Genomic DNA, 26,956 nt, shown 5'->3' on the forward strand with positions numbered 1-26,956 from the left:
GTCTTCGCGAGCAAGCCCGCTCCCACATTTCGTTCTACTGTGTGCATGAAATCCCTGTCACACCCACTTCACACAGCCATGCTTAAGTTTTCCCATTTCAAGGGAGAACACCATGAGCGAATTCGACCTGGGCCGCCGTCGGGTGATGCAAGCCGTGGGGGCGGGGATATTGTTGCCGGGGCTGGCGCCGGCGGTGATGGCTTCGGTCAAGGATCGTCCGGTACTCACCGACGGTGTGCAGTCTGGCGACTTGCAGGGCGACCGGGCGATGATCTGGAGCCGCAGCGACCGTCCGGCGCGGATGGTGGTGGAGTGGGACACCCGCAGCAAGTTCACCAATCCCCGTCGCTTCGTCTCGCCCATGGCCGACGCCCGCAGTGATTACACCGCCCGGGTCGAGCTCACCGGGTTGCCCCGCGACCAGGCGATTTTCTACCGCGTGCATTTCGAAGACGCCCAAAGCGGGGTTGCCAGCGAGCCCTGGCTCGGCCACCTGCGCAGCGTGCCGCAGTTCAAGCGCAACATCCGTTTTGTCTGGAGTGGCGATACCGTCGGCCAGGGTTTCGGGATCAACCCGGACATCGGCGGCATGCGCATCTACGAAGCCATGCGCCTGCGCCTGCCGGATTTCTTTATCCACAGCGGCGACACCATCTACGCCGACGGCCCGGTGCCGGCGCAAATCACCGTCGAGGGTGGGCGCATCTGGCGCAACCTCACCACCGACGCCAAGAGCAAGGTCGCCGAAACCCTGGATGAGTATCGCGGCAACTATCGCTACAACCTGATGGACGAAAACGTACGCCGCTTCAATGCCGAAGTGCCGCAGATCTGGCAGTGGGACGACCATGAGGTGGTCAACAACTGGTCGCCGGGCAAGCAACTGGACGAACGTTACCAGACCAAGGATATCCACAGCCTGGTGGGGCGTGCGCGACAGGCCTGGCTGGAATATGCGCCGATGCGCCGGCAGAAGGCCGACGGCGGCGGGCGGATCTACCGCAAGCTCGGTTACGGGCCGCTGCTGGATGTGTTCGTGCTGGACATGCGCAGTTACCGCGAAGCCAACGACGCCAACCTCGGCGCGGCCAAACCGTTCCTGGGGCGTGAGCAATTGAATTGGCTCAAGCGCGAGTTGAAGCAGTCCCGCGCCCAGTGGAAAGTCATCGCCGCCGACATGCCCATCGGCCTGGGTGTGCCGGATGGCGAGGTCAGCCCCGGCGTGCCGCGTTGGGAAGCGGTCGCCAACGGTGACCCGGGCGCGGCCCAGGGGCGTGAACTGGAAATCGCCGAACTGTTGGGGTACCTGCGCAAGCATCAGGTACGCAACTACGTCTGGCTCACCGCCGACGTCCACTATTGCGCCGCCCATCACTACCACCCCGAACACGCCGCGTTCCAGGATTTCGAACCGTTCTGGGAGTTCGTCGCCGGGCCGTTGAACGCCGGCAGCTTCGGGCCCAATGCCCTGGACAAGACCTTCGGCCCGGAGGTGGTGTTCCAGAAAGCGCCCCCGGCCCAGAACACCTCGCCGTTCGCCGGGTATCAATTCTTTGGCGAGGTGAACATCGATGGGCCGAGCGGGGAGATGAGCGTGGTGTTGCGGGATCTGGAAGGGGTGGCGGTGTTCGAGAAGAAGTTGCTGCCGGTTTGAGAAGACTGATCGTTCCCACGCTCCCGCGTGGGAATACATCCCGTGACGCTCCGCGTCACATCCAAGCGGAACGCAGAGCGTCCCTGGCGGCATTCCCACGCGGGAGCGTGGGAACGATCAGCAAACAATCAGAAACCCGTCAGTAGACATCCCGCCGATACCGCCCCTGCTCGATCAGGCGCTCCACTTCCTCGCGCCCCAGCACGTTGTTGAGCACGTGATCGACCCCGGATGCCATGCCCTGCAAGCTGCCGCAGACATAGATCGCCGCGCCGTCGGCCACCCATTGCTTGAGCAGCGCGGCCGATTCCAGCAGACGGTCCTGGACGTAGATTGTCTGCTTCTGATCCCGGGAGAAGGCCAGGTCCAGGCGTTCCAGGTCGCCGGAGGTCACCCATTCCTGCAACTCATCGCGGCAGTGGAAATCGTGTTCGCGGTTGCGCTCGCCGAACAGCAGCCAGTTGCGCTGCATGCCCTCGGTGACGCGCGCCTTGAGCAGGCTGCGCAGGCCCGCCAGGCCGGTGCCGTTGCCCAGCAGGATCATCGGCACGCCTTGGGGCGGCAGATGGAAGCTGCTGTTGCGGCGCAGCCGCAGGCTGATGGCGCTGCCCAGCGGTGCGTGTTCGGTCAGCCAGCCGGAACCGACGCCCAGGCTACCGTCGACGTGACGTTCCTGGCGCACGATCAGTTCCAGCACGCCGTCGGCCGGGATCGAGGCGATGGAGTATTCGCGCATCGCCAGCGGTGCCAGCGCCTCCACCAGCGCCTGGGCATGCAGGCCGACCAGGTGGGCGCGGTTTTCCGGCAACTGGCGGGTCGCCAGGGCTTGATTGAGGCTCTGGGACAGGCCGTCAACTTGCACGCGCGCCTGGCCGGAGAGGCCGAGACCATCGAGGAAATGCTCGATGGCCCACAGGTCATTGCGCGGCAGGATTTCCACCAGGTCGCCGGCCAGCCAACTGCTCGGCCCGGGGGCGGTGAGGCCCAGCAGGTACACGCCCGAGCCGCTGCTGTCGGGGTTCAGCAGGGTGCGTTGGCTGAGGGTCCAGTTTTCAAAGGTGGGGGCCTGCCAGGTGTCGGCAGGCGCCTGCCCGGTCAGTTCGGCCAGTTGTTGTTGCCAGTGACGCAGGGCGTAAGGGTCGCCGCTGTCGACTTCCACCGGTGCGAACAGGGGCTTGCCGCCGTGTTCCGCCAGCCAGGCGTGCAGGCGCCGGGCGAAACCGCAGAAGTGTTCATATTGCCGGTCGCCCAGGCCCAGCACCGAATACTGCAAGCGCTCCAGGCTCAAGGCCTGGCCCAGCACCTTGCGTTCGAAGCCACGGGCGCTGTCCGGCCCTTCGCCGTCGCCAAAGGTGCTGACGACGAACAGCGCGCGGGTGGCGTTGTTCAGGTCTTGTTCGCGAACATCGGCCAATGGCTGGACCTTCACCGGCAAGCCGGCGGCCTGGAGTTGGCCGGCAGTCTGCCAGGCCAGTCGCTCGGCGAAACCGCTTTGGCTGGCGAAACCGATCAGCCAGGCCGGCGCATCGGTCGGGTTGGCGCTCAGGGCCTGACGGGCGTTTCTGGCCTGGCGTTTCTTGCGGCGACGGTCCAGGTACAGCAACCAGCCGGTGATGAAGAACAGCGGCATGGCCAGCGCGGCGACGGTCACCAGGATCCGCCCGACCAGGCCGAAGTAGCTGCCGATATGCAGGGCATAGACACTGGTCAGCAACTGCGCCTTGAGGCTCTTGTCGCTGTAGCGGCTATGCCGGCTGATGACGCCGGTGGCCGGGTCGAGGATGAGCTGGTTCAGCGCCCGGTCGTGAGGTGAGTTTTTCAGCAGGTAGAACACGGTCGCCGGCTGCCCGGCCACGGGCGGCATGCGCACGTTGTAGGCAGACAGGCCCGGGCCGGCGGCGCTGTAGATGCTGCTCCACATGGCCCGGTAATCGGCCACGGGCGGTGGGCCGCTGGGTGCCGGGCCGCGATTGCGCACCCGTTCCTCTTCCGGCGCGTCGGAAAGCAGGCGGGTCACGCCTTTGTTGTACCAGTCGTAGGACCAGGTCAGCCCGGTCAGTGCCGCCAGCAGATAGAACACCAGGCACCAGGTGCCCGCCACCGAGTGCAGGTCCCAATTGAAGCTACGACCTTTTTTCCCCCAGTCGAGAGTCAGCCAGGCGCGCCAGCTTTTCCATTGGCGCGGCCAACGCAGGTACAGCCCGGACAGACAGAAGAACACCAGGATCAGCGTGCAGGCCCCGGTGATTTGCCGGCCCACGTCATCCAGGGTCAAGACGCGGTGCAGCCTGAGCATCAGGCCAAAGAAATCCTGGCCGGTCACCTCACCCATGAACTGTGCGGTGTAGGGGTCGAAATAGCGCATGGCATCACGTTTTTCCCCGGGAGGCGCCGCGAAGATCACCCGCGCGGCGTTGCCGCTGTCGGTCTCGACCCAGAGCAGGGCGACGGTCTTGCCGGAGGCGGCTTCGATCTGCTCCACCAGTTCGGCGGGCGGCAAGACGCCGGCCGGTTGCTTCTCGACCGTCAGCACCTGCGGGTTCAAGGCCCGCAGGATTTCATCCTGAAACGACACCACTGCCCCGGTAACGCCCATCAACGCCAGGACCAGCCCGGCACTGATGCCGAAAAACCAGTGCAACTGGAACAGGGTTTTCTTCAACACGTCGCCCGCCTTGTTCATCTATTACTGTTCATCACGGTGCGCATTATGCCGTGTGTTATCGAGAAGCATTCATAAACACACCTAAAAGGTGCCGATCAGTGATGAGGTGAGCGACAAAATCCTGTGGGAGCGAGCTTGCTCGCGATAGCGGCCTGTCAGCCACATCACTGTCGGCTGACCACTGCTATCGCGAGCAAGCTCGCTCCCACAGCGGAAACGCGGTTTCATCGAGGACAAAAACAAAAAAACGGCGCTTTCCATTTCTGGAAAAACGCCGTTTTCTATTACGCGACAGGGCCGGAACGATGAACGTTCAAGCGCCCGAACACATCACACGTAGAACGATTTCAGCGGCGGAAAGCCGTTGAATTCCACCGCGCTATAGCTGGTGGTATAGGCCCCGGTCGACAGCCAATACAGGCGATCACCAATGGCCAGGTTCAACGGCAGACCGTACTTGTAGTTTTCATACATGATGTCGGCGCTGTCGCAGGTCGGCCCGGCGATGACCACTTCTTCCATCTCGCCTTTCTTCTCGGTCCAGATCGGGAACTTGATGGCTTCGTCCATGGTTTCGATCAGGCCGGAGAACTTGCCCACATCCGTGTACACCCAACGCTCGACGGCGGTACGGGACTTGCGCGCCACCAACACCACTTCGCTGACCAGGATACCGGCGTTGGCGATCAACGAACGGCCCGGCTCCAGGATGATTTCCGGCAGGTCGTCGCCGAAGTCTTCCTTGAGGAAGCGGATGATTTCCTCGGCGTAGGTGTCCAGGCTGTTGGTGCGGGTGATGTAGTTGGCCGGGAAGCCGCCACCCATGTTGATCAGCTTCAAGACGATGCCGTCTTCTTCCTTCAGACGCTCGAAGATCACCTTGACCTTGGCGATGGCCGCGTCCCAGACGCTGATGTCGCGTTGTTGCGAGCCGACGTGGAACGAAATGCCGTACGGCACCAGGCCCAGGTCGCGGGCCAGGATCAGCAGATCCATGGCCATGTCGGTCTGGCAGCCGAACTTGCGCGACAACGGCCAGTCAGCGGTGGTCGAGCCTTCGGTGAGGATCCGCACATAAACCTTCGAACCCGGCGCGGCCTTGGCGATGTTGCGCAGGTCGGCTTCGGAGTCGGTGGCGTACAGGCGCACGCCCTTCTCGTAGAAGTAGCGAATGTCGCGGGATTTCTTGATGGTGTTGCCGTAGCTGATCTGCTCCGGGCCCACGCCACGGCTCATGACCTTGTCCAGCTCGTAGATCGAGGCGATGTCGAAGTTCGAGCCTTTTTCCTTGAGCAGGTCGATGATTTCCACCGCCGGGTTGGCCTTGACGGCGTAGTAGACCTTGGCGAATTCGAAACCGGCGCGCAGGTCGTCATAGGCCTGGGAGATCATCGCGGTGTCGATCACCACGAACGGGGTTTCCTGCTTGTCGGCGAACGCTTTCATTTTCTGGAAAGTTTCGCGCGCGAAGTAATCTTCGACCTGGATCGACATACTTGGGACTCCTACTGGCAAACATCAGGATCAATGGGTGTGAGGGCAAGCAGCCCTCGTGAACGTCCTCCGTATCCCCACTTTGGTTCGCCTACTTCCCAAGGCATGTCGCCGAAAGCAAAAAGGCCATGGGATACATGATTCCCTTGGCCTTGCTGTCTCGTCGTCAGTACTTGAGCCGGATGGATCGTTTCCAGCATGGACGTTCGGCGCGAACTTTAGGGCGTGAGGGGCCTGAGATCAACTAAAAATGTCGCGTTTTTGCACACATCCGTCGTGCGGCCCGCGACAGCTCATGATGTAACCGACCTGCGTGACAGATTGATGTTCAATTGAATCGGTTTTTCAGGCCGCTGAATGATCGTTCCCACGCTCTGCGTGGGCATGCAGCCCGGGACGCTCTGCGTCCCAAAAGCCGAACGCGGAGCGTCCGTGGAGGCATTCCCACGCAGAGCGTGGGAACGATCAAGCTGTTGTGCCCGGTCAGGCAGAGGCGGTCTCGGCCGGTGAGACAATGCTGGTCTTGCCGCCGCGCGAGCGCCCGGAGCTCAGGTATTCGGCGATCGATTCCTGGGTCACTTCCCCGAGGAACACCCGCTCGGCGTCCATCACCGGCAGCCACGAGCGGTTGAACTCGTACATGCGCGACAGCAGGATCCGCAGGTGCTCGTCATAGGCCGCGGTGGCGTTGAATTCCCGCAGGTATTGTCCGCACGTGCCGGTCTGACGGTACAGGTCGCGCCGTCGCACATAGCCCAGGGCCTTGTTCTCGGCACAGGTGACCACCACGTAGCGACGGTCATGTTCGTCCATCAGCTCCAACGCCTCGTTCACCGGGGTTTCAGGGCTGACCGACGGTGCGTTGTCGGCGGCGTCTTCGGCCTTGACCAGCAACAGGCGCTTGAGCGTGCTGTCCTGGCCGACGAAGCTGCTGACGAACTCGTCGGCCGGATGCGCCAGCAACGTGTCCGGGTGATCGCACTGGACCAGCTTGCCGGCGCGGAAGATCGCAATCTTGTCCCCCAGCTTGATGGCTTCGTCGATGTCGTGGCTGACCATGATCACGGTCTTGTTCAGCGCCCGCTGCATCTCGAAGAACTCGTTCTGGATCATCTCGCGGTTGATCGGGTCCACCGCGCCGAACGGTTCGTCCATCAGCAACAGCGGCGCATCGGCCGCCAGGGCCCTGATCACGCCGATCCGTTGCTGCTGGCCACCCGACAGTTCGCGAGGGTAGCGATGCAGGTACTGCTTGGGCTCGAGCTTGATCATGCTCATCAGTTCGCGGGCACGGTCGTGGCACTTCTGCTTGTCCCAGCCCAGCAGGCGCGGGACCACGGTGATGTTTTCCTCGATGGTCATGTTCGGGAACAGGCCGATCTGCTGGATCACGTAGCCAATGTTGCGGCGCAGGGTCACTTCGTCCAGGCCGGTGGTGTCTTCGCCGTTGATCAACACCTTGCCCGAGGTGGGCGGGATCAGCCGGTTAATCATCTTCAGCGTGGTGCTTTTGCCACAGCCCGACGGCCCGAGGAACACGCAGATCTCGCCTTCGTTGACGATCAGGTTCACCGAGTCCACGGCCTTGACGTCCTTGCCGTTGCTCTTGAAGGTTTTGCTGAGGTTCTGAAGTTCGATCATTTCAATAGTCCTTTTGGGGTCAGCGAGCGTTGCAGCCATTGCAGAAGCAGGTCGGCGAAGATGGCCAGGAGACTGACCAGCACGGCGCCGACGATCAGCATCGACATGTCGCTGCGGCTGATGGAAGCGAGGATGAGCACGCCCAGGCCACCGGCGCCGATGGTGGCGGCGATGGTCATGACGCCGATGTTCATGACCACGGCGGTGCGCACGCCGGCCAGGATCACCGGCACGGCGATGGGCAGTTCGACCATGCGCAGGCGCTGGGCGAAGGTCATGCCGATGCCGCGGGCGGCTTCACGGATGCCCGGTTCGACGCCGGTCAAGGCCAGGTAGGTGTTGCGCATGATCGGCAACAACGAATAGAGAAACACCGCGGTGATCGCCGGCATCGGACCCAGGCCCTGGCCGAACTTGGAATAGAACGGCAACAACAGGCCGAACAGGGCAATCGACGGAATCGTCAGCAGCACCGTGGCGCTGGCCTGCAAGGGGCCGGCGAGCGCCGGGAAGCGGGTCATGAAAATGCCCAGGGGCACGCCGACCACAATCGCCAGGGTCACGGCGATGCCCACCAGGGTGATGTGCTGCCAGGTCAGGTGCAGCACCAGCGGCCAGTCCAGATGGGAAAAGGCGTCAAGAAAATCCATGGCTTTTCCTCCAGGTCATTGGGTTGAGAGCAGCGAATGCTGGCGCAGGAAATCGGCGGCAACGGTGGAAGGGCTTTCATGGTTGACGTCCACGCGGGCGTTGAGCTGGCGCATGGTTGCATCGTCGAACAGCTCGGCCAGGGGCTTGAGCTGCGCGGCCAGTTGCGGGTGCGCGTTGAGGAACGCCTGGCGCACCACCGGCGCGGCGGTGTAGTCGGGGAAGTAATGCTTGTCGTCTTCCAGCAACTTCAGCTTGAACGCGTTCAGCCGGCCGTCGGTGGTGTACACCAGGCCGGCGAACACCTGGCTGTTGCGCAGGGCGGTGTAGACCAGGCCCGCGTCCATCTGCCGGATGTTCTTGCGGGTCAGGTTCATGCCGTACTGCTCCACCATGCCCGCCAGGCCGTCGGAACGGTTGGCGAATTCGGTGTCCAGGGCCACCAGATGATTGTCATCGGCTTCGGCCTGCAGCACCGTGTTCAACTGGCTGATGGAGTTGATCTGTGGGTATTGCTGCGCGACTTTTTCCGGCAGCGCCAAGGCGTAGGTGTTGCTGAATTTCGACGGTGCCAGCCAGGCCAGGCCTTTTTTGGCGTCGAGTTCTTTCACCCGGGCGTAGGACTGGGCGCTGTCGAGTTTTTCCGTGACGTGGTTATAGGCCACCAGGGACACGCCGGTGTATTCCCACAACAGGTCCAGTTGCCCGGTTTCATGGGCGCTGCGGGCCAGGTTGCTGCCCAGGCCGCCGGTGATCTGCGCGTCGTAGCCTTTGCTGCGCAAGTATTGCGCGGTGATTTCCGCCAGCAATGTCTGCTCGGTGAACACCCGGGCGCCGAGGCGGATCAGCGGTTTTTCCGCGGCTTGGGCGAACCCTGCGAACAGCAGGACACAGCCCAGTATCAAGCTCAACTTCTTCATAAACGATTTCCTTTTTCCAGCCGGCTTATGACGGTCGCAGACCGCGTTCCAGCCAGAGGCGGCTGGCCAGTGTCACCAGGCCGTCGAGCAGCAGCGCCAACAGGGCGGTGCAGGCCGCGCCGAGCAACAGCTGCGGCTGGTTGTTCAAGGCAATGCCGGGGAAGATCAGGCTGCCGAGGCTGTTGGCGCCGATCAGAAACGCCAGGGGCGCGGTGCCGACGTTGATCGCCAGGGCCACGCGCACGCCACCGACGATGATCGGCACGGCGTTGGGCAACTCGACTTTCCACAGCACCTGGCGTGGGGTCATGCCGATGCCGACGGCGGCTTCCTTGAGGGAGCCCTGGACGTTTTTCAAACCTTCGTAGGTGTTGCGCACGATGGGCAGCAGCGAGGCGAGGAACAGGGCGAAGATGGCCGGCCCGCTGCCGATGCCCAGGATGCCCAGGGCGATGGCCAGTACGGCCAGGGGCGGTACCGTATTGCCGATGTTGAACACTTGCATGAAGCGTTCGGCGCGCCCGACCAAGCCGGGGCGGCTGAGGGCGATGCCGGCGGGGATGCCGACAACGAGGGCCGCCAGCATGGAGGCCAATACAAGCATCAGGTGCGCTTGCAGGTAAAACAGCAGATCGTCGCGGTAGCGTTGGATCGTATCGATGCCGATCCAGTGGATCAACAGGGCCAGGAGGGCGACGACGACCGCACCCCCGATAAGCCCTTTGCCATAGCGGATAGCCACAGGCGGACTCCTTTGTCTTTCAGTCGGCGCACGCTTTCCCGGGCGGCAAACCATCACTGGTTGCCGGAAAAACGTTCGCGAGAAGCAGCTCTTTTCGCGGTCGGTAAACGGCCGTCGAAGTGAGCCATGAGCGCAGCCTCGTCAGGCTAACTTGCTGATTTTTCAGCCCCTGACGGTTGCTCGTATCAGAGGGGTGGACGCCTCCACGCGGTAAAAGGTTCCCATGCGAGGAATGATCTGGCCACCCTGGATGTGCTCAACGGTTCGGTTCCTGGCACAAGTTGAGCTATAATCGCCGCCCTTTTTTGAATCACCTGCCAGGCGATTTCCCATGACCAAACAGGCCGCCGAAGTCGCGAAACGCCGCACTTTCGCCATTATTTCCCACCCCGATGCCGGTAAGACCACCATCACCGAAAAGCTCTTGCTGATGGGCAAGGCGATTGCGGTCGCCGGCACGGTGAAGTCTCGCAAGTCCGATCGCCATGCCACCTCCGACTGGATGGAAATGGAAAAGCAGCGGGGTATCTCCATTACCACGTCGGTCATGCAGTTCCCGTATCGCGATCACATGATCAACCTGCTCGACACCCCGGGCCACGAAGACTTCTCCGAAGACACTTACCGCACCCTGACGGCAGTGGACTCGGCCTTGATGGTCCTCGACGGCGGTAAAGGCGTCGAACCACGGACCATCGCGCTGATGGACGTCTGTCGCCTGCGGGACACGCCGATCGTCAGCTTCATCAACAAACTCGACCGCGACATCCGTGACCCGATCGAACTGCTCGACGAGATCGAAGCGGTCCTGAAAATCAAGGCGGCGCCGATCACCTGGCCGATCGGTTGCTACCGCGACTTCAAGGGCGTGTACCACCTGGCCGACGACTACATCATCGTCTACACCGCCGGTCATGGGCACGAGCGCACCGAGGTGAAGATCATCGAGAAGCTCGACTCCGACGAGGCCCGCGCGCACCTGGGCGATGAGTACGAGCGTTTTGTCGAGCAACTGGAGCTGGTGCAGGGCGCCTGCCACGAGTTCAACCATCAGGAATTCCTCGACGGCCAACTGACCCCGGTGTTCTTCGGTACGGCCCTGGGCAACTTCGGCGTGGACCATGTGCTCGACGCCGTGGTGGACTGGGCTCCGCGCCCGCTGCCACGCGTCGCCAACGAGCGCACCGTGGAACCGGTGGAAGAGAAATTCTCGGGCTTCGTGTTCAAGATCCAGGCGAACATGGACCCCAAGCACCGCGACCGTATCGCCTTCATGCGCATCTGCTCCGGAAAATACGACAAGGGCATGAAGATGCGCCACGTGCGCACCGGCAAGGACGTGCGCATCGGCGACGCCTTGACCTTCTTCTCCTCGGAGCGCGAGCAACTGGAAGAAGCCTTCGCCGGTGACATCATCGGCCTGCACAACCACGGCACCATCCAGATCGGCGACACCTTCACCGAAGGCGAAGCCCTGGGCTTCACCGGTATCCCGCACTTCGCCCCGGAACTGTTCCGCCGCGTACGCCTGAAGGACCCGCTCAAGTCCAAGCAGTTGCGCCAGGGTCTGCAGCAGCTGGCCGAGGAGGGCGCCACCCAGGTGTTCTTCCCGGAGCGCAGCAACGACATCATCCTCGGCGCCGTCGGTGTGCTGCAGTTCGATGTGGTCGCCAGCCGCTTGAAGGAGGAATACAAGGTCGAGTGCTCCTATGAGCCGATCACCGTGTACTCCGCCCGTTGGGTCGAATGCGGCGACAAGAAAAAGCTCGAGGAATTTTCCAACAAGGCTGTGGAAAACCTCGCCTTGGACGGCGGCGGTCACCTGACCTACCTGGCCCCGACCCGGGTCAACCTGGCGCTGATGGAAGAGCGCTGGCCGGATGTGAAATTCCGCGCGACCCGTGAGCACCACTAGTATCAAGTGTCAAACCGAAAACCCGCTGCGAAAGCCGCGGGTTTTTTGTGGGGGTGAAAAAGTTGTTTTAGCCCCCCAGTCATTTGGCAACAAGAAGCGTGCTGCCTTTTTGCTGTTGGGCACCTCTGGCATTGGTGGCGATGCATTTTATGGGTATCAGAACTTCAGTGGATTTCGTACAGAACCTAACAGTTCTGCTAGTGGCTGAAGGCAGAGAACCAAGCTATATATCCCCGACAAGTCTCAATGTTGCGGTGAGCGTCATGTCTGCAAAAGAGGAAGTTGTTCAGGTTATCTATAGCTATGACCCGCTTGACCGGCACGCACACACCAAAAATTGGGACGATACGCGCGTCCAGATATTTTACCGCGGCGACCGTGTCGCTACTGAACTGGCGGGCGATACCGTACGTTCGGTATTTGAAGCCGAAAGCGCTGTCCTCGCCCAACAGACCAGGAACGAGGACGTCCAGGAAACCACGTTGATCGCTCATGATGACAAACGCTCGGCTCTTCTCAGCCTGAGGGCGAACGAGGCAGAGCCTGACGCGACGGCATATACCGCGTTCGGCCACAGCCCTGTCGACAAATCCTCGCATCGGGTCTTGGGTTTTAATGGGGAGCGTCCCGATAAAAATTTTGGTTTCTATCTGCTGGGCAATGGTTACCGCGCTTTTAATACGGTGCTAATGCGCTTTAATAGCCCTGACAACCAAAGTCCGTTTGGCGACGGGGGGATTAATGCCTATGCGTATTGTGCAGGCGACCCGGTTAATAGGACGGATCCGTCTGGGCATTCCTGGGCGTCGCTCTTCAAGGGTATAGCCAATCTTGCTGGACGGCAGAGTCCGACGATGCAGTACGTTAGTGATTATGCCCTAGTGAAGTCCTCCAAGACCCAGTTCAAAATTTATGCAAGGTCATCTGTCAACGATACCTTTGAGCGTGTGGGCCGCTTCCCCCGAAAAGCCGGGCACACGCAAGAAGAAATCGTTGAACGGGCCAGCGTCTTAAACGCACGTATGATCGCTAGGGAGAAAAGGATTTTGGCAGACCAGGTGGCCAAGGAACGAAGGTTAGCCGCCGCTGCTGCAAGAAAAGCTGAAAGAAAAAAAGCAGTAAACGAACTGATGGCGTCTGACCTGGAAGTTGCGGAGCTCAGGGGGAAATTAGAATTAGCTAAAAGTGATGTTGCCAGTGCCGAATGGGCGTTTCAACAACGTGGAGGTAGGTTTAATCACGCCAATAAGCTTACTCCCCAAGAGACGGTCGCGTTTTCCACGGCGAGCGATATAAGAGCGAAGCTGAACGATATAAGAGAAGGCTATGCGCGCCAAGTGCGGCTAGGGGAACGCTGAAAGACTTCCTGAATTTGCAAACTCTCCGGAAACCAGGCAGCGGGTTTTTTGTTGTCACTCCAATGCACCAGCCGCGTAAATTCCTGTGGGAGCGAGCTTGCTCGCGATAGCGGTGGGTCAGCTTGCCTGGATGTGGGATGTGCTGCCGTCATCGCGAGCAAGCTCGCTCCCACACTGGGTTTTGGCGGTTAGTTGGATTGGAGATAACCCTTATTCGAAACCAATCTGTCGAGCAGCGGCATTTCTGGCTGTTAGGCAGCGTCCTATCTGGTGAACCGGCCTGTTCAGAACTAGATTTCTTGAGCGCCGTCGGCCTCGGCTTCATCCGGAAAAGAAGGAGTTGGCTATGAACAAGCTGCTACGCATGATGTTTTTGCTGAAGGTTTTGGTGATGCTGTCCCTGGGCTCTACTGCCGCATGGGCCGAATGCGATGAGCATGAGCAGCACGCGTCGAGTGGGCAGGTGGCGCAGGGCGAGTTGATGCTTGCCGCGACCACCACACAGGAGTCGGGTGATCAGGATGGTGATGACTCGACGATCGAACAGGACCCCGACGACGGCGGGGAGAGTGGTGAGGGCGACGATGCCGACGATGCCGATAGCCAGACGTAGATTTCTGCCCTGAAGAAACCCCCTCCAGCCCCGACTGAGACTCAGTCTGGGCTGGAGGGGTTTTTCATGCAGGGTGCATCACCCAAAGCGAGGACTTGCCCCCGTGGCGAGGGGATTTATCCCCGCTGGGCTGCGCAGCAGCCCCCAAGCCAGGCAACTCGGTGTGCCAGGAATATTGCATTTACTGCTTTAGGTTTAGGGCCGCTTCGCGGCCCAGCGGGGATAAATCCCCTCGCCACAGGTGTGCTACCTGTCTTTTTCTTATGTTTACGCCGCGCCTTCGAGGAACCGCTCGGCGTAGTGACACGCCACCAGCCGGTTATCGAGCGGGCGAAGCGCCGGTTCTTCGATCTTGCAACGCTCGGTGGCGTACGGGCAGCGCTTGTGGAAGGCACAGCCGGACGGTGGGTTGAGCGGGTTGGGCAGTTCGCCGACGATCTTGATCTTCGGCTTGTTCGGGTCCGGGTGGATGGTCGGGGTGGCCGACAGCAGCGCCTGGGTGTACGGGTGCAGCGGGCGGCTGTAGATGGACTCGTTGGGGCCCATCTCCACCGGGCGGCCGAGGTACATCACCATCACGTCATCGGCCACGTGTTGCACCACCGCCAGGTTGTGGGAAATGAACACGTAGGCGGTGTTGAATTCCTGCTGCAAATCCATGAACAGGTTCAGCACCTGGGCCTGGATCGACACGTCCAGCGCCGACGTCGGTTCGTCCGCCACCAGCACCTTGGGTTGCAGCATCATGGCGCGGGCCAGGGCGATGCGCTGGCGCTGGCCGCCGGAGAACATGTGCGGGTAGCGCTGGTAATGCTCGGGGCGCAAGCCCACTTGCTTCATCATCGCCTGGACTTTCTCGCGCCGCTCGGTGGCCGACAGGTTGGTGTTGATGAGCAACGGCTCGGCCAGCTGATCGCCGATCTTCTGCCGCGGGTTGAGGGACGCGTAGGGGCTCTGGAACACCATCTGCACGTCTTTGCGCAATTGCTTGCGTTCGGCCTTGTTGGCGCCGGTCACTTCCTGGCCGGCGATTTTCAAGGAGCCGGAGGACGGTTCTTCGATCAGCGTCAGGGCCCGGGCGAGGGTGGATTTGCCGCAACCGGATTCACCCACCACGGCCAGGGTCTTGCCGGCTTCCAGTTCGAACGACACACCGTTGAGGGCGCGCACGGTCGCATGGCCCTTGAACATGCCGCGGGACACTTCGTAATGACGGGTCAGGTCACGGGCGGTAAGTACGACGGCCATCACGCCACCTCCTGGTTCAACGGGTAGAAGCAGCGGGCGAGGCTGGCGGTTTTCGGGTCAAGGGCGGGGCGTTGTACGCGGCAGTTATCCTGCACGTACGGGCAGCGCGGCGACAGCAGACAACCCTGCGGACGGTCGTAGCGACCGGGCACGATGCCCGGCAGGGTCGCCAGGCGCTCGGCGCCCATGCTGTGCTCCGGAATCGCCGCCAGCAGCGCTTCGCTGTACGGGTGGGCCGGAATGTCGAACAGCTCGGGCACCTTGCCCACTTCCACGGCCTGGCCGGCGTACATCACGCACACGCGCTGGGCGGTTTCGGCGACCACGGCCAGGTCGTGGGTGATCAGCACCAGGCCCATGTTCTGTTCTTTTTGCAGGGCCAGCAGCAGGTCCATGATCTGGGCCTGGATGGTCACGTCCAGGGCGGTGGTCGGTTCGTCGGCGATCAGCAGTTTCGGCTCGCCGGCAATGGCCATGGCAATTGCCACGCGCTGGCTCATGCCGCCGGACAACTGATGCGGGTAGGCATCCATGCGGCTGGCAGCGCCCGGGATCTCGACTTTTTCCAGCAATTCGATGGCGCGCTTGCGGGCGGCCTTGCCGGACATCTTCAGGTGCAGGCGCAGCACTTCTTCGATCTGGAAACCCACGGTGTAGCTGGGGTTGAGCGCGGTCATCGGGTCCTGGAAGACCATCGCCAGGTCTTTGCCGACGATCTGCCGGCGCTGGCGGTTGCTCAGCTTGAGCATGTTCTTGCCATCGAAGTTCAGCGCGTCGGCGGTGACGATGCCGGGGTGCTCGATCAGGCCCATCAGCGCCATCATGGTCACGGATTTACCCGAGCCCGATTCGCCGACGATCGCCAGGACTTCGCCTTTTTCCACGCTCAGGTCCAGGCCGTCGACCACCGGCACGGCGGTGGCGTCGCCGAAACGAACGTTGAGATTCTTGATTTCTAGCAGTGACATGGGAATCTCCTCAGGCGGCATTCTTGAGTTTCGGGTCCAGCGCATCGCGCAAACCGTCGCCCATCAGGTTGATTGCCAGCACGCTGAGCAAAATGGTCAAGCCGGGCAGGCTCACGACCCACCAGGCGCGTTCGATGTAGTCCCGGGCCGAAGCCAGCATGGTGCCCCACTCCGGGGTGGGCGGTTGCACGCCGAGGCCGAGGAAGCCCAGGGCGGCGGCGTCGAGGATCGCCGAGGAAAAGCTCAGTGTGGCCTGGACGATCAGCGGCGCCATGCAGTTGGGCAGCACGGTGATGAACATCAGGCGCGGCAGGCCGGCACCGGCCAGGCGCGCGGCGGTCACGTAGTCACGGTTCAGTTCGCCCATCACCGCGGCGCGGGTCAGGCGCACGTAGGACGGCAGGGAGACGATGGCGATGGCGATCACGGTGTTGATCAGGCCTGGGCCGAGGATGGCGACAATCGCCACGGCCAGCAGCAGCGAAGGCAGGGCCAGCATGATGTCCATCAGGCGCATGATGGTCGGGCCGAGGATGCGCGGGAAGAACCCGGCGAACAGCCCCAGCAGGATGCCCGGGATCAGCGACATCACCACCGACGACAAACCGATCAGCAGCGACAGGCGCGAACCCTGGATCAGGCGCGACAGCAGATCGCGGCCCAGTTCGTCGGTGCCCAGCAGGAACTGGATCTGTCCGCCTTCAAGCCATGCAGGTGGCGTCAGCAGGAAGTCGCGGTACTGCTCGCTCGGGTCGTGAGGCGCGACCCACGGCGCGAAGAGCGCACAGAACACCACCAGGATCATGAACAGCAGCCCGGCCACGGCGCCCTTGTTGCGGGAAAACGCGTGCCAGAATTCTTTGTACGGGGACGGGTACAGCAGGCTTTGATCGACTGCTACCGCGGTAGTTGGAGTACTCATGGTTTTGATCTCAGCGCTGGTGACGGATGCGTGGGTTGGCAAAGCCGTAGAGGATGTCCACGACGAAGTTGACCAGAATCACCAGGCAGGCGATTAACAGGATGCCGTTCTGCACCACGGGGTAGTCCCGGGCGCCGATGGCTTCGATCAGCCACTTGCCGATGCCCGGCCAGGAGAAGATCGTTTCGGTCAGGACCGCACCGGCCAGCAGCGTGCCGACTTGCAGGCCGACCACGGTCAGCACCGGGATCAGCGCGTTGCGCAGGCCATGCACGAACACTACGCGCGACGGCGACAGGCCCTTGGCCTTGGCGGTGCGGATGTAGTCTTCACGCAGCACTTCGAGCATCGAAGAGCGGGTCATGCGGGCGATCACCGCCAGCGGAATGGTGCCCAGCACGATGGCCGGCAGGATCAGGTGGTGCAGGGCATCGAGGAACGCGCCTGGCTCGTCGGCCAACAGCGTGTCGATCAGCATGAAGCCGGTTTTCGGCTCGATGTCGTAGAGCAGGTCGATCCGCCCCGACACCGGCGTCCAGCCCAGGGACACCGAGAAGAACATGATCAGGATCAGGCCCCACCAGAAGATCGGCATCGAATAGCCCGCCAGGGAGATGCCCATCACCCCATGGTCGAACAGGGATCCTCGCTTGAGTGCCGCGATCACCCCGGCCAGCAGGCCCAGGATACCGGCGAACAACAGGGCGGCCATGGACAGTTCCAGGGTCGCGGGAAACAGGGAGCTGAACTCGGTCCATACGCTTTCACGGGTACGCAGCGATTCGCCGAGATCGCCGTGGGCCAGCTTGCCGATGTAGTCCAGGTACTGGGCATACAGCGGTTTATTGAGGCCTAGGCGTTCCATTGCCTGTGCATGCATTTCGGGATCGACCCGACGTTCGCCCATCATCACTTCCACGGGGTCGCCGGGGATCATGCGAATCAACGCGAAGGTCAGCAAGGTGATGCCGAAGAACGTGGGGATCAATAATCCCAGTCGGCGGGCAATAAAACTAAACATCTTCAGGTGTACCTCATCAGCCGGTTAGGCGTGCCCGGCAACCCTTGGGTAAGGGCCACCGAGCGTTTTCTTATCTACTTCACCTGGGTGGTGGCGAAGTTATTGGTGGTGAGCGGGCTAATCACATAACCCTCTACGTTGTTGCGCATTGCAGTGAACATGCGGGTGTGGGCCATGCTGATCCACGGTTGGTCCTGGTTGAAAATCACCTGGGCCTGTTCATAGAGCTTGGCGCGCTCCTCGGGGTTCACGGTGGCGCGTGCCTGGTCGATCAGGGCCTGGAATTTCTCGTTGCACCAGCGCGCGTAGTTTTCGCCGTTCTTGGCCGCTTCGCAACTGAGCATAGGCGTCAGGAAGTTATCCGGGTCGCCGTTGTCGCCCGCCCATCCGGCGGAGACCATGTCGTGCTCGCCGTTTTTCGCGCGCTTGAGCATTTCGCCCCATTCCATCACGCGGATGTCGACCTTGATCCCGACCTTCGCCAGGTCCGCCTGCATCATCTGTGCGCCGAGCATCGGGTTGGGGTTGGTCGGGCCGCCGCCGTTGCGGGTGAACAGGGTGAACACGGTGCCTTCCGGCACGCCGGCTTCCTTGAGCAGCTCGCGGGCCTTGTCGAGGTTGCGGGGCGGGTTCTTCAGGTCGTGGTTGAAGCCCAGCAGGGTTGGCGGGTACGGGTTGACCGCCACGGTGGCATTGCCCTTGCCGAACAGCGCGTTGACGTAGGCTTCCTTGTCGAAGGCCAGGTCGATGGCTTTGCGCACCCGCACGTCGCTCATGTATTTGTGGCTGGTGTTCAGGGCGGTGTAGGAGACCGTCATCGCGTCCAGTTCAGCGACCTTCAGGTTCGGGTCTTTCTTGATGCTGGGGATATCATCGGGTTTGGGGTACAGCGCGATCTGGCACTCGTTGGTCTTGAGCTTCTGCATGCGCACGTTGTTGTCGGTGGCGATGGCCAATACCAGCGCATCGGCTGGTGGCTTGCCACGGAAGTAGTCCGGGTTGGCCTTGAAGCGGACCTGGGCGTCCTTGTTGTAGCGCTGGAAGACGAACGGCCCGGTGCCGACCGGCTTGCTGTTGAGGTCACCGGCCTTGCCGGCCTTGAGCAATTGATCGGCGTATTCGGCCGGGTAGATCGAGGAGAAGGCCATGGCGATGTCGGCCAGAAATGGCGCTTCGCGGCGGGTCAGGCTGAACTTGACCGTGTGCTCGTCGACTTTCTCGACGCTTTTGAGCAGTTCCTTGAAGCCCATGCTTTCAAAGTAGGGGAAGCCCACGCTCGACAGTTTGTGCCATGGGTGGTTCGGGTCCAGCTGGCGCTGGAAGCTCCAGACCACATCGTCGGCGTTCATGTCGCGGGTCGGCTTGAAGTATTCGGTGGTGTGGAACTTGACGCCCTTGCGCAGGTGGAAGGTGTACGTCAGGCCATCGTCACTGATGTCCCAGGATTCGGCCAGGGCCGGAATCACCTCGGTGGTGCCGGGCTTGAAATCGGCCAGTCGATTGAAAATGGTTTCCGCCACGGCATCGGCGGTGACTGCAGTCGTGTACTGGACCATGTCGAAGCCTTCCGGGCTGGCTTCTGTGCAAACCACCAGGGGTTTGGCTGTGGCGCCAACGGCGACGCTCAGCAATGCGGCGGCGATGGCGGCGCGTAGGGGAATCATGTTCATCGTCAATCCTCTGCAATCGGGTCAATGGCAAAAGACCAGGCGGACGACCTCGTGAGTCGACCGCCCGGTGGCAGTTTAGAGAATGTTGAACGGGATGGTGGTGACCAGACGGAACTCGTTGAGGCTTCCGTCGGCCTGGTTTTCGCTGGCGCGGTGTGCGGTGTAGGTCGCACGGATCGCGGTGGCTTTCAGAGGGCCGCTCTGTACGGCATAGGACGCACCGACGCCGTATTCGTAGTGGTGCTCACCGTCCATCGCCCGCACATCGCTGTAACCGGTGCTGTTGTAGTGCGTACCGTCGATACCCCAGCCGCGCGCCTGGTAGATGTTGAACTTCAGGCCTGGCACGCCGTATTCAGCCATGTTCAGGCCGTAGGCGATCTGGAAGGATTTCTCGTTCGGGCCGTTGAAGTCCGACAGCAGGGAGTTGGCCAGGTAGATGCCGTTGGTTTCGTGCAGGTAGTCGAAGTACTCGTTACCGTTCACTTGCTGGTACGAGAACGTCAGGCTGTGGGCCTGGTGCGTCAGGCCGAACGACAGGGAGTAGGTGTCGTTGTCGATTTCGCCCAGCTTGCTTTTGCCCGAGTCCACGGTCTTGTAGTAGTTCAGGCCGGTGGTCAGGCTCAGCACCGAGCTGTCGCCCAGCTCATGGGTGGCGCCGAAGTAGTACTGGTTCCACATGTCTTCGGCCTGGGTCGCCCAGAGGCTGGTCTTCAGGCTGGCCAGTGGCTGGTAGGTGATACCGGCGGTGTTGACGTGATCGGTCTCGACGCTGCTGTCGCCGTATTCGGAACGGAACTTGCGCAGGCTCTCTTCGGTACGCGGCGAGTTGCGATCGAAGGTGGCGATGTCGAAGCCCAGGTTCTCGAACTCTTCGCTATGCAGGCTCACGCCCTGGAAGCTGGAGGGCAGGGCACGGTTGCCGATGACGTCGACCATCGGGCTGCTGAAGTTCTGGCGGCCGGCGGTCAAGGTGGTGTTGGACACGCGGGCCTTGACGTTCGCCAGGCCCAGCTTGCTCCACTGGCCCACGGCGTCGCCGCCTTCGCGGGTCAGGGTACGGTTGTTGCCGGCGCCAGGACGGGTGGTCGGCGCACCGCCGTTGTTGGACGCCAGGTCCTTGCGATCCTGGTCCAGGGCGATGGCGTTGTAGGCGGCCAGTTCGGTGCTGAAGCCCACGGTGCCCTCGGTGAACCCCGAGTTGTACTTGATGATGGTGCCTTGCAGCCAGTTGATCCGGCGATCGGTCTCGCGAGCTTCACCGTTCTTGCGATAGGTGAGTTTCGTGCCGCGCTTGAATTGCTCGTTGGCGTACCAGTTGCGCGTACTGCCCGTGATGGACTGGCCGTCGATGAAACCCTTGGCTTCGCTTTGCTCGCTGGTGGTCTTGAGGGTCACCGGGGTGACCGCCTGGCTCTGGGATTCTGCAAACGCTGTTGCACTGATGCTGCTGATGGCCAAGGCCAGTATCGCGGTGTTGCTCAGTTTCATCGGTAACGCTCCTTTTCTTTCTTTTTCATGCCGTTCTTTTTTGGTGATACGGCTATCGGTTTTACAACTCATTCACAGCTTGCAAACGTTTGCCTGGAGCCTGATTGGCGAATTATGGCAAGACGTCGGCGTGGGGCTTCCAAAGGAAGCCCGCGCTGTGTGGCTAACGGTTATGGGTTCAGGCTGACGCCCGAAAAGACATTGCGACCGAAGGGGCTGACTTTGAACCCTTCGACTTTGGCACTCAGCGGCTGGTTGACCGTGGAGTGGGCAATAGGGGTGATCGGCACTTGCTGCTTGAGCAACTGCTGGGCCTGTTTGTAGAGCACGGTGCGCTGGTCGCGGTCGGTGACGACCTTGGCCTGCTTGATCAGCTTGTCGTAGTCCTGGTCGCACCACATGGAGTAGTTGTTGCCACCAATGGCGTCGCAGCTGTACAGCGTGCCGAGCCAGTTGTCCGGGTCCCCGTTGTCGCCGGTCCAGCCGATCAGGCTGACGTCGTGTTCGCCGTTCTTGGTGCGCTTGATGTACTCGCCCCATTCGTAGCTGACGATCTTCACCTTCAAGCCGATCTTCGCCCAGTCGGCCTGGAGCATCTCGGCCATCAGCTTGGCGTTGGGGTTGTACGGACGTTGCACGGGCATGGCCCAGAGGGTGATTTCGGTGCCTTCCTTGACCCCGGCGGCCTTGAGCAACTCCTTGGCTTTTTCCGGGTTGTAGGCGACGTCCTTGATGGTGTCGTCGTAGGACCACTGCGTCGGTGGCATGGCGTTGACCGCCAGTTGTCCTGCGCCCTGGTACACGGCATTGAGAATGCCTTGCTTGTTCACCGCCATGTCCAGCGCCCGGCGCACTTCGACCTGGTCGAACGGCTTGTGGCGGGTGTTATAGGCGATGTAGCCCAGGTTGAAGCCGGGTTTCTCGATCAGTTGCAGCTTGGGGTCGTTCTTCAAGGCCGGCACGTCGGCCGGACGCGGATGCAGGGTGACCTGGCACTCGTTGGCCTTGAGCTTCTGTACCCGCACCGAGGCGTCGGTGTTGATGGAGAAGATCAGGTTGTTCAGCTTCACCCGCTCCGGCGCCCAGTACTGCTGGTTGGCGACGTAGCGGATGTTGGAGTCTTTCTGGTAGCTCTTGAATTCGAACGGCCCGGTGCCGATCGGCTTCTGGTTGATGTCGCTCGGCTTGCCGCTCTTGAGCAACTGGTCGGCGTATTCGGCCGACAGGATCGCGGCGAAGCTCATGGCGATGTTCTGGATGAACGCGGCGTCCACGCTGTTGAGGGTCATGACCACGGTCAATGGCCCGGTCGCTTCCACCTTGGCGATGTTCTTGTTCAGGCTCATGCCATTGAAGTAGGGGAACTCGGTGGGGTAGGCCTTGCGGAACGGATGCTGCGGATCAAGCATGCGGTTGAAGGTGAACAGCACGTCGTCGGCGTTGAAATCCCGGGTGGGCGTGAAGTAGTCGGTGGTGTGAAACTTCACTCCTTCGCGCAGGTGGAAGGTGTACTTCAAGCCGTCTTCGGAAATGTCCCAGCGGGTTGCCAGGCCTGGGACGACGTTGGTCGCGCCTTTTTCGAACTCGGCCAGGCGGTTGTACAGCGGCTCGGCGGCATCGTTGTCGGTGGCCGTGGTGTATTGCGCGGTGTCGAAACCGGCGGGGCTGCCTTCGGAACAGAACACCAGGCTGCCGCCGGCGGCCTGGGCTGCGGACGTCGCGGCCAACAGGCCGGTGCCCAGCAATGCGGATAAAACCAAGGTATGGCGCATGACGCTCCCTCTCTCGTTCGGGGTGTTTTAACAGTGAACCGGCGTCCTTCCGGGGACAGGTCCGGGGCACTGGGTTCATTCCATTGCGTAGCGATGCCGCAGGGCTGGCAAGTCGTCCAAGTGCCGACGGTATGAGCCGTGGGCCGGGCGGTAAATGCGTAATGCCTGAAAGACTCGTGGGAAAAGGCGATACGTCCCAAACCAACTGCTGTGGTACGCAGTGCTTTTGGATGTAGGCGTTTTCCTAGGTCTTGGCGTAAAGCAACGGTATGCCGTGGGAGCGAACCCTGCTCGCGATGGCGTTGCTTACCGCTCCGCCATCACGCTCAAAAGAGGGGCCGCGACGCCCGAAGCGTCGGACCGGCCCAGCGGGAGCAAGCTCCCTCGCCACAGGTCACCTTAGTTGCTGACGCTGACGCCGTAGAAGGAGTTCAAGCCAAAGGGGCTGATCTTGAAGTCCTGCACATTGGCGCGCATGGGTTGGAACACCGTCGAGTGAGCGATGGGTGTCATCGGAACAGCATCTTTGAGGATGTGCTGCGCCTGTTTGTACAGCTCGGTGCGCTTGGATTGATCCGAAGTGCGCTTGGCTTGCTTGACGATGTCGTCAAACTTCTTGTCGCACCATTTGGAGAAGTTGTTGCCTTGCAGCGAGTCGCAGCCAAACAACACGTTGAGCCAGTTGTCCGGGTCACCGTTGTCGCCGCTCCAGCCGATCAGCATGGCGCCGTTTTCACCACCTTTGGAACGCTTGATGTACTCGCCCCACTCGTAAGTGACGATCTTGGCCTTGATCCCGATCTTGGCCCAGTCCGATTGCAGCATTTCGGCCATCAGCTTGGCGTTCGGGTTGTAGGGACGCTGGACCGGCATCGCCCACAGGGTGATCTCGGTGCCTTCCTTGATACCGGCTTCCTTGAGCAGCTCCTTGGCTTTCTCAGGGTTGTACGCGGCGTCCTTGATGGTGGTGTCGTAGGACCATTGGGTCGGTGGCATGGCATTGACGGCCAGTTGGCCGGCGCCCTGGTACACCGAGTCGATGATCTGCTGCTTGTTGACGGCCATGTCCAGTGCCTGGCGCACTTTCAACTGGGCCATCGGGTTGGGCTGGTCGCTGCCCTTGATCTTGTCCATCACGTTGTAGGCGATGTAGCCCAGGTTGAAGCCCGGTTGGTCCGGCATCTTCAGGTTCTTGTCTTCCTTGATCGCCTTGAGGTCGGCGGGGCGTGGGAAGAGCGTGACCTGGCATTCATTCTTTTTCAGCTTCTGGATACGCACCGACGGGTCGGTGGTGATGGCGAAGATCAGGTTGTCGATCTTCACGTCTTCCGGAAGCCAGTATTCCTTGTTGCCGGTGAAACGGATGTTCGAGTCTTTCTGGTAGCTCTTGAACACGAACGGGCCGGTGCCGATCGGCTTCTGGTTGATGTCGGAAGGCTTGCCTTCCTTGAGCAACTGGGCGGCGTACTCGGCGGACTGGATGGAGGCGAAGTGCATGGCCATGTTCTGGATGAACGCGGCGTCTACGGCATTGAGGGTGAACTTGACGGTCTTGTCGTCGAGCTTCTCGACCTTGGCAATGTTGGTGTCCATGCCCATGTCGGTGAAGTAGGGGAATTCGGTCGGGTACGCCTTACGGAACGGGTCATCCTTGCTGATCATGCGATTGAAGGTGAACAGCACGTCGTCGGCGTTGAACTCGCGGGTCGGCTTGAAGTACGGGGTGGTGTGGAACTTGACGCCTTCACGCAGGTGGAAGGTGTAGGTCAGGCCGTCTTCGGAAATATCCCACTTGGTCGCCAGGCCAGGAATCACGGCGGTACCGCCGCGTTCAAACTGGGTCAGCCGGTTGAATACGGTCTCTGCAGAGGCGTCGAAGTCGGTTCCGGTGGTGTACTGACCCGGGTCAAAACCGGCCGGGCTCCCTTCGGAGCAGAACACCAGGTTAGTCGCGGCTTGGGCGAAAGGTGCGCTGGCTAATAAGCTTGCACCGACTAAAAACGGAATGACCGCTTGTTTAAGCATGTTGGCCTCATGATTTGTTGTCATTTTTGGATTTGAGGGCGACCTCGTGAGTCGTCCTGCGGATACTTATGCAGGCCCCATACCCAATGCAAGATCCAGAGCGGTTGCAAGTCTGAAACAGTGGCACGAACGTACCTTAATGTCGCATTCGTGTAACTTCTGACGCAGTTGACCGTTTGCGGGTGTTTTTTTGGCGCCAAAAGCGCCCCTTGCCGGTGCGTCGCGCAGCCGTGACGCACCGGTTTGGCTCGGGTGTTACTTCGTCAAACCCACGCCGTAGAAGGGTGTCAGTCCGAATGGACTGAGTTTGAAATCCACCACTTTCCTGTTTATTGGCTGGAAGACCGTGGAGTTGGCGATGGGCGTGATCGGCACCTGTTGCTTGAGGATTTTCTGCGCTTGCTGGTACAAATCGATCCGGTGCTGACGGTCGGTGGACACCTTGGCCTGCTGGATCAAGCGGTCGTAGGCCGGGTCGCACCACTTGGCGTAGTTGCTGCCCTTGACCGCCGCGCAGCTGTACAGCACCCCCAGCCAGTTGTCGGGGTCGCCGTTATCGCCGGTCCAGCCGTAGATCATTGCGTCATGTTCGCCATTTTTTGCACGCTTGATGTACTCGCCCCATTCATAACTGACGATGTTGGCCTCGATGCCGATCTTGGCCCAGTCCTGCTGGATCATCTGTGCCGACATTCGCGCATTGGGGTTGGACGCGCGTTGCACCGTCATCGCCCATAGATTGAGGGTGGTACCCGGCGCAACCCCGGCTTCCTTGAGTAGCGCCTTGGCCTTGGTCACGTCGTGGGGCGCGTCCTGGATGCTCGGGTCGAACGACCACTGGGCCGGTGGCAAGGCGTTCTGCGCCAGTTGACCGGCGCTCTGGTACACGGCCTTGATGATCGCCGGCTTGTCGATGGCCATGTCCAGCGCCTGACGGACCTTGAGCTGGTCCAGGGGCGGGTGTGTCACGTTGTAGGCCAGGAAACCCAGGTTGAAACCCGGCTGCTTGAGCACTTGCAGGTTCGGATCCTGTTCGATTACCTCGATGTCGGCCGGGCGTGGGTAGCCACTGACCTGGCATTCGCCGCGCTTGAGCTTTTGCAGGCGCACGGCGGCGTCCGGGGTGATGGAGAAAATCAGGTTGTCGAGTTTCACATCCTCGGGTTTCCAGTACGCCGTGTTGGCGGCGTAGCGGATCTGCGAGTCCTTCTGGTAGCGCTTGAACACGAACGGCCCGGTGCCGATGGGTTTCTGGTTGAGGTCGCCGGCCTTGCCTTCCTTCAACAACTGCGCTGCGTATTCGGCGGACTGCACGGAGGCGAAACTCATCGCCAGGTTTTGCACGAAGGCGGCGTCGACGTTGTTCAGGTTGAAGCGCACGGTGTGTTCGTCGACTTTCTCGACGCTTTTGATCGTGGTGTTCAGGCCCATGTCGGTGAAGTACGGCGACTCGGTGGGGTAGGCCTGGCGGAACGGGTGCTGTGGGTCGAGCAGGCGCTGGAAGGTGAACAGCACGTCGTCGGCGTTGAAGTCGCGGCTGGGGCTGAAGTAGTCGGTGGTGTGGAATTTCACCCCTTCGCGCAGGTGGAAGGTGTAGACCAGGCCGTCGGGGGATACGTCCCAGCTCGTCGCTAATCCGGGTTCGACCTCGGTGCCGCCGCGCTTGAATTGCGTGAGGCGGTTGAAGACGGTTTCGGCCGAGGCGTCGAAGTCGGTGCCACTGGTGTATTGGCTGGGGTCGAACCCAGCGGGGCTGGCTTCGGAGCAGTAGACCAGGGTGGTGGCGGCTTGGGCCATTGGGGCGCTGCTGATCAGGGCCAGGGTGAGCAGGAGAGGCTTGAGGGTGGTTCTGTCCATGAAATCCCTTGGGGGGTGGTGAGGTTTTCAGGAGAGTAGCGTTGCGGGTGGGGGTGTTGGAAATATCGAAAAGTGAGGGGGACCGTTGGGTTTGGGTATAGCGCTTTTCGACGAGGCGGCCTGACAGCCGGCCAGGTTCTCGCGGTCGTACTCCGGTCAGATCTGTGGGAGCGAGCTTGCTCGCGATGGCGGCCTGACAGCCGGCCAGGATTTTGTTGACCGGGTACATATCCATTGCTGCGGTAACGGCCACTTAGGGTTCCGCCCTGACGGCGGGTCACTTTCGAAAAGCGCGAAAGTAACCAAAGCGCTTCTGCCCCACCACTCGGCAC

19 protein-coding genes are annotated in these 26,956 nt (G+C 61.3%); 4 read left to right on the plus strand and 15 right to left on the minus strand.

Translation table 11 applies throughout. The features are described 5' to 3' along the window. Window positions 1-112 precede the first annotated feature (112 nt). A complete protein-coding gene (locus BM317_RS15985) occupies window positions 113-1,654 on the plus strand; it encodes an alkaline phosphatase D family protein (RefSeq protein WP_092475102.1) in 1,542 nt (513 codons plus the stop codon). A gap of 139 nt (window positions 1,655-1,793) precedes the next feature. On the opposite strand, the gene BM317_RS15990 is transcribed toward BM317_RS15985, so the two are convergent. The 6 genes from BM317_RS15990 to BM317_RS16015 all read right to left on the minus strand — a co-directional run bounded on the left by BM317_RS15990 (window position 1,794) and on the right by BM317_RS16015 (window position 9,764). Then, complete coding sequence (locus tag BM317_RS15990; protein ID WP_177345037.1) at window positions 1,794-4,319, minus strand: PepSY domain-containing protein; 2,526 nt, start codon at window positions 4,317-4,319, stop codon at window positions 1,794-1,796. A 330-nt stretch (window positions 4,320-4,649) separates the two neighbouring features. After that, on the minus strand, window positions 4,650-5,813 hold the full coding sequence (locus BM317_RS15995; RefSeq protein ID WP_092475108.1) for a type III PLP-dependent enzyme: 1,164 nt from the start codon (window positions 5,811-5,813) through the stop codon (window positions 4,650-4,652). A gap of 483 nt (window positions 5,814-6,296) precedes the next feature. After that, window positions 6,297-7,454, minus strand: a complete 1,158-nt coding sequence (locus tag BM317_RS16000) for an osmoprotectant ABC transporter ATP-binding protein OsmV (protein WP_092176964.1) — start codon at window positions 7,452-7,454, stop codon at window positions 6,297-6,299. Continuing rightward, window positions 7,451-8,104 (minus strand): ABC transporter permease, encoded by a 654-nt coding sequence (locus BM317_RS16005; protein WP_060739198.1) that lies wholly within the window; start codon window positions 8,102-8,104, stop codon window positions 7,451-7,453. Before BM317_RS16005 ends, BM317_RS16000 begins: the two co-directional genes overlap by 4 nt. Before the next feature lie 15 nt (window positions 8,105-8,119). Next, on the minus strand, window positions 8,120-9,022 hold the full coding sequence (locus BM317_RS16010) for a glycine betaine ABC transporter substrate-binding protein (RefSeq protein ID WP_092475111.1): 903 nt from the start codon (window positions 9,020-9,022) through the stop codon (window positions 8,120-8,122). A gap of 25 nt (window positions 9,023-9,047) precedes the next feature. Beyond that, the gene (locus BM317_RS16015; protein WP_092176970.1) at window positions 9,048-9,764 is read right to left on the minus strand and encodes an ABC transporter permease; all 717 of its coding nucleotides are present in this window, start codon (window positions 9,762-9,764) and stop codon (window positions 9,048-9,050) included. 331 nt (window positions 9,765-10,095) lie between these two features. Between BM317_RS16015 and BM317_RS16020 the strand changes: the two genes are divergently transcribed. The 3 genes from BM317_RS16020 to BM317_RS16030 all read left to right on the plus strand — a co-directional run bounded on the left by BM317_RS16020 (window position 10,096) and on the right by BM317_RS16030 (window position 13,650). Further along, complete coding sequence (locus tag BM317_RS16020) at window positions 10,096-11,679, plus strand: peptide chain release factor 3 (protein ID WP_092176973.1); 1,584 nt, start codon at window positions 10,096-10,098, stop codon at window positions 11,677-11,679. Window positions 11,680-11,828: 149 nt separating this feature from the next. Continuing rightward, the gene (locus BM317_RS16025; protein WP_170866263.1) at window positions 11,829-13,037 is read left to right on the plus strand and encodes an RHS repeat-associated core domain-containing protein; all 1,209 of its coding nucleotides are present in this window, start codon (window positions 11,829-11,831) and stop codon (window positions 13,035-13,037) included. A 346-nt stretch (window positions 13,038-13,383) separates the two neighbouring features. Continuing rightward, window positions 13,384-13,650 (plus strand): hypothetical protein, encoded by a 267-nt coding sequence (locus BM317_RS16030; protein WP_092475117.1) that lies wholly within the window; start codon window positions 13,384-13,386, stop codon window positions 13,648-13,650. A gap of 267 nt (window positions 13,651-13,917) precedes the next feature. Here BM317_RS16030 and BM317_RS16035 read toward each other — a convergent pair whose 3' ends face one another. From BM317_RS16035 to BM317_RS16075, 9 genes are all read right to left on the minus strand, one after another. Beyond that, complete coding sequence (locus tag BM317_RS16035; RefSeq protein WP_092475120.1) at window positions 13,918-14,898, minus strand: peptide ABC transporter ATP-binding protein; 981 nt, start codon at window positions 14,896-14,898, stop codon at window positions 13,918-13,920. Beyond that, a complete protein-coding gene (locus BM317_RS16040; protein WP_092176860.1) occupies window positions 14,898-15,866 on the minus strand; it encodes an ABC transporter ATP-binding protein in 969 nt (322 codons plus the stop codon). The genes BM317_RS16035 and BM317_RS16040 overlap by 1 nt, the downstream gene beginning before the upstream one ends. Window positions 15,867-15,876: 10 nt before the next feature. After that, window positions 15,877-16,788: an ABC transporter permease subunit gene (locus tag BM317_RS16045; RefSeq protein WP_060739191.1), complete on the minus strand. Its 912-nt coding sequence runs from the start codon at window positions 16,786-16,788 to the stop codon at window positions 15,877-15,879. A 10-nt stretch (window positions 16,789-16,798) separates the two neighbouring features. Beyond that, a complete protein-coding gene (locus tag BM317_RS16050) occupies window positions 16,799-17,809 on the minus strand; it encodes an ABC transporter permease subunit (protein WP_030139822.1) in 1,011 nt (336 codons plus the stop codon). Between the two features lie 74 nt (window positions 17,810-17,883). Next, window positions 17,884-19,479, minus strand: a complete 1,596-nt coding sequence (locus BM317_RS16055) for an ABC transporter substrate-binding protein (RefSeq protein ID WP_092475123.1) — start codon at window positions 19,477-19,479, stop codon at window positions 17,884-17,886. Between the two features lie 75 nt (window positions 19,480-19,554). Beyond that, window positions 19,555-20,970, minus strand: a complete 1,416-nt coding sequence (locus BM317_RS16060; protein ID WP_092176850.1) for an OprD family porin — start codon at window positions 20,968-20,970, stop codon at window positions 19,555-19,557. A gap of 170 nt (window positions 20,971-21,140) precedes the next feature. Beyond that, window positions 21,141-22,742, minus strand: a complete 1,602-nt coding sequence (locus BM317_RS16065) for an ABC transporter substrate-binding protein (RefSeq protein WP_092176847.1) — start codon at window positions 22,740-22,742, stop codon at window positions 21,141-21,143. Window positions 22,743-23,141: 399 nt separating this feature from the next. Then, window positions 23,142-24,767 (minus strand): ABC transporter substrate-binding protein, encoded by a 1,626-nt coding sequence (locus BM317_RS16070; protein ID WP_060739187.1) that lies wholly within the window; start codon window positions 24,765-24,767, stop codon window positions 23,142-23,144. A 255-nt stretch (window positions 24,768-25,022) separates the two neighbouring features. Further along, complete coding sequence (locus tag BM317_RS16075) at window positions 25,023-26,624, minus strand: ABC transporter substrate-binding protein (protein ID WP_092475126.1); 1,602 nt, start codon at window positions 26,622-26,624, stop codon at window positions 25,023-25,025. Window positions 26,625-26,956 lie beyond the last annotated feature (332 nt).

Origin of the sequence: Pseudomonas sp. NFACC24-1 (assembly GCF_900115235.1) — a bacterium.
GTDB classification, from domain to species: Bacteria; Pseudomonadota; Gammaproteobacteria; order Pseudomonadales; family Pseudomonadaceae; genus Aquipseudomonas; species Aquipseudomonas fluorescens_AA.

Coding starts and splice junctions, on each gene's coding strand:
- BM317_RS15985 (WP_092475102.1), top strand. CDS start 113: ATGAGCGAATTCGACCTGGGCCGCCGTCGGGTGATGCAAGCCGTGGGG.
- BM317_RS15995 (WP_092475108.1), bottom strand. CDS start 5,813: ATGTCGATCCAGGTCGAAGATTACTTCGCGCGCGAAACTTTCCAGAAA.
- BM317_RS16000 (WP_092176964.1), bottom strand. CDS start 7,454: ATGATCGAACTTCAGAACCTCAGCAAAACCTTCAAGAGCAACGGCAAG.
- BM317_RS16005 (WP_060739198.1), bottom strand. CDS start 8,104: ATGGATTTTCTTGACGCCTTTTCCCATCTGGACTGGCCGCTGGTGCTG.
- BM317_RS16010 (WP_092475111.1), bottom strand. CDS start 9,022: ATGAAGAAGTTGAGCTTGATACTGGGCTGTGTCCTGCTGTTCGCAGGG.
- BM317_RS16020 (WP_092176973.1), top strand. CDS start 10,096: ATGACCAAACAGGCCGCCGAAGTCGCGAAACGCCGCACTTTCGCCATT.
- BM317_RS16025 (WP_170866263.1), top strand. CDS start 11,829: ATGGGTATCAGAACTTCAGTGGATTTCGTACAGAACCTAACAGTTCTG.
- BM317_RS16030 (WP_092475117.1), top strand. CDS start 13,384: ATGAACAAGCTGCTACGCATGATGTTTTTGCTGAAGGTTTTGGTGATG.
- BM317_RS16035 (WP_092475120.1), bottom strand. CDS start 14,898: ATGGCCGTCGTACTTACCGCCCGTGACCTGACCCGTCATTACGAAGTG.
- BM317_RS16040 (WP_092176860.1), bottom strand. CDS start 15,866: ATGTCACTGCTAGAAATCAAGAATCTCAACGTTCGTTTCGGCGACGCC.
- BM317_RS16045 (WP_060739191.1), bottom strand. CDS start 16,788: ATGAGTACTCCAACTACCGCGGTAGCAGTCGATCAAAGCCTGCTGTAC.
- BM317_RS16050 (WP_030139822.1), bottom strand. CDS start 17,809: ATGTTTAGTTTTATTGCCCGCCGACTGGGATTATTGATCCCCACGTTC.
- BM317_RS16055 (WP_092475123.1), bottom strand. CDS start 19,479: ATGAACATGATTCCCCTACGCGCCGCCATCGCCGCCGCATTGCTGAGC.
- BM317_RS16060 (WP_092176850.1), bottom strand. CDS start 20,970: ATGAAACTGAGCAACACCGCGATACTGGCCTTGGCCATCAGCAGCATC.
- BM317_RS16065 (WP_092176847.1), bottom strand. CDS start 22,742: ATGCGCCATACCTTGGTTTTATCCGCATTGCTGGGCACCGGCCTGTTG.
- BM317_RS16070 (WP_060739187.1), bottom strand. CDS start 24,767: ATGCTTAAACAAGCGGTCATTCCGTTTTTAGTCGGTGCAAGCTTATTA.
- BM317_RS16075 (WP_092475126.1), bottom strand. CDS start 26,624: ATGGACAGAACCACCCTCAAGCCTCTCCTGCTCACCCTGGCCCTGATC.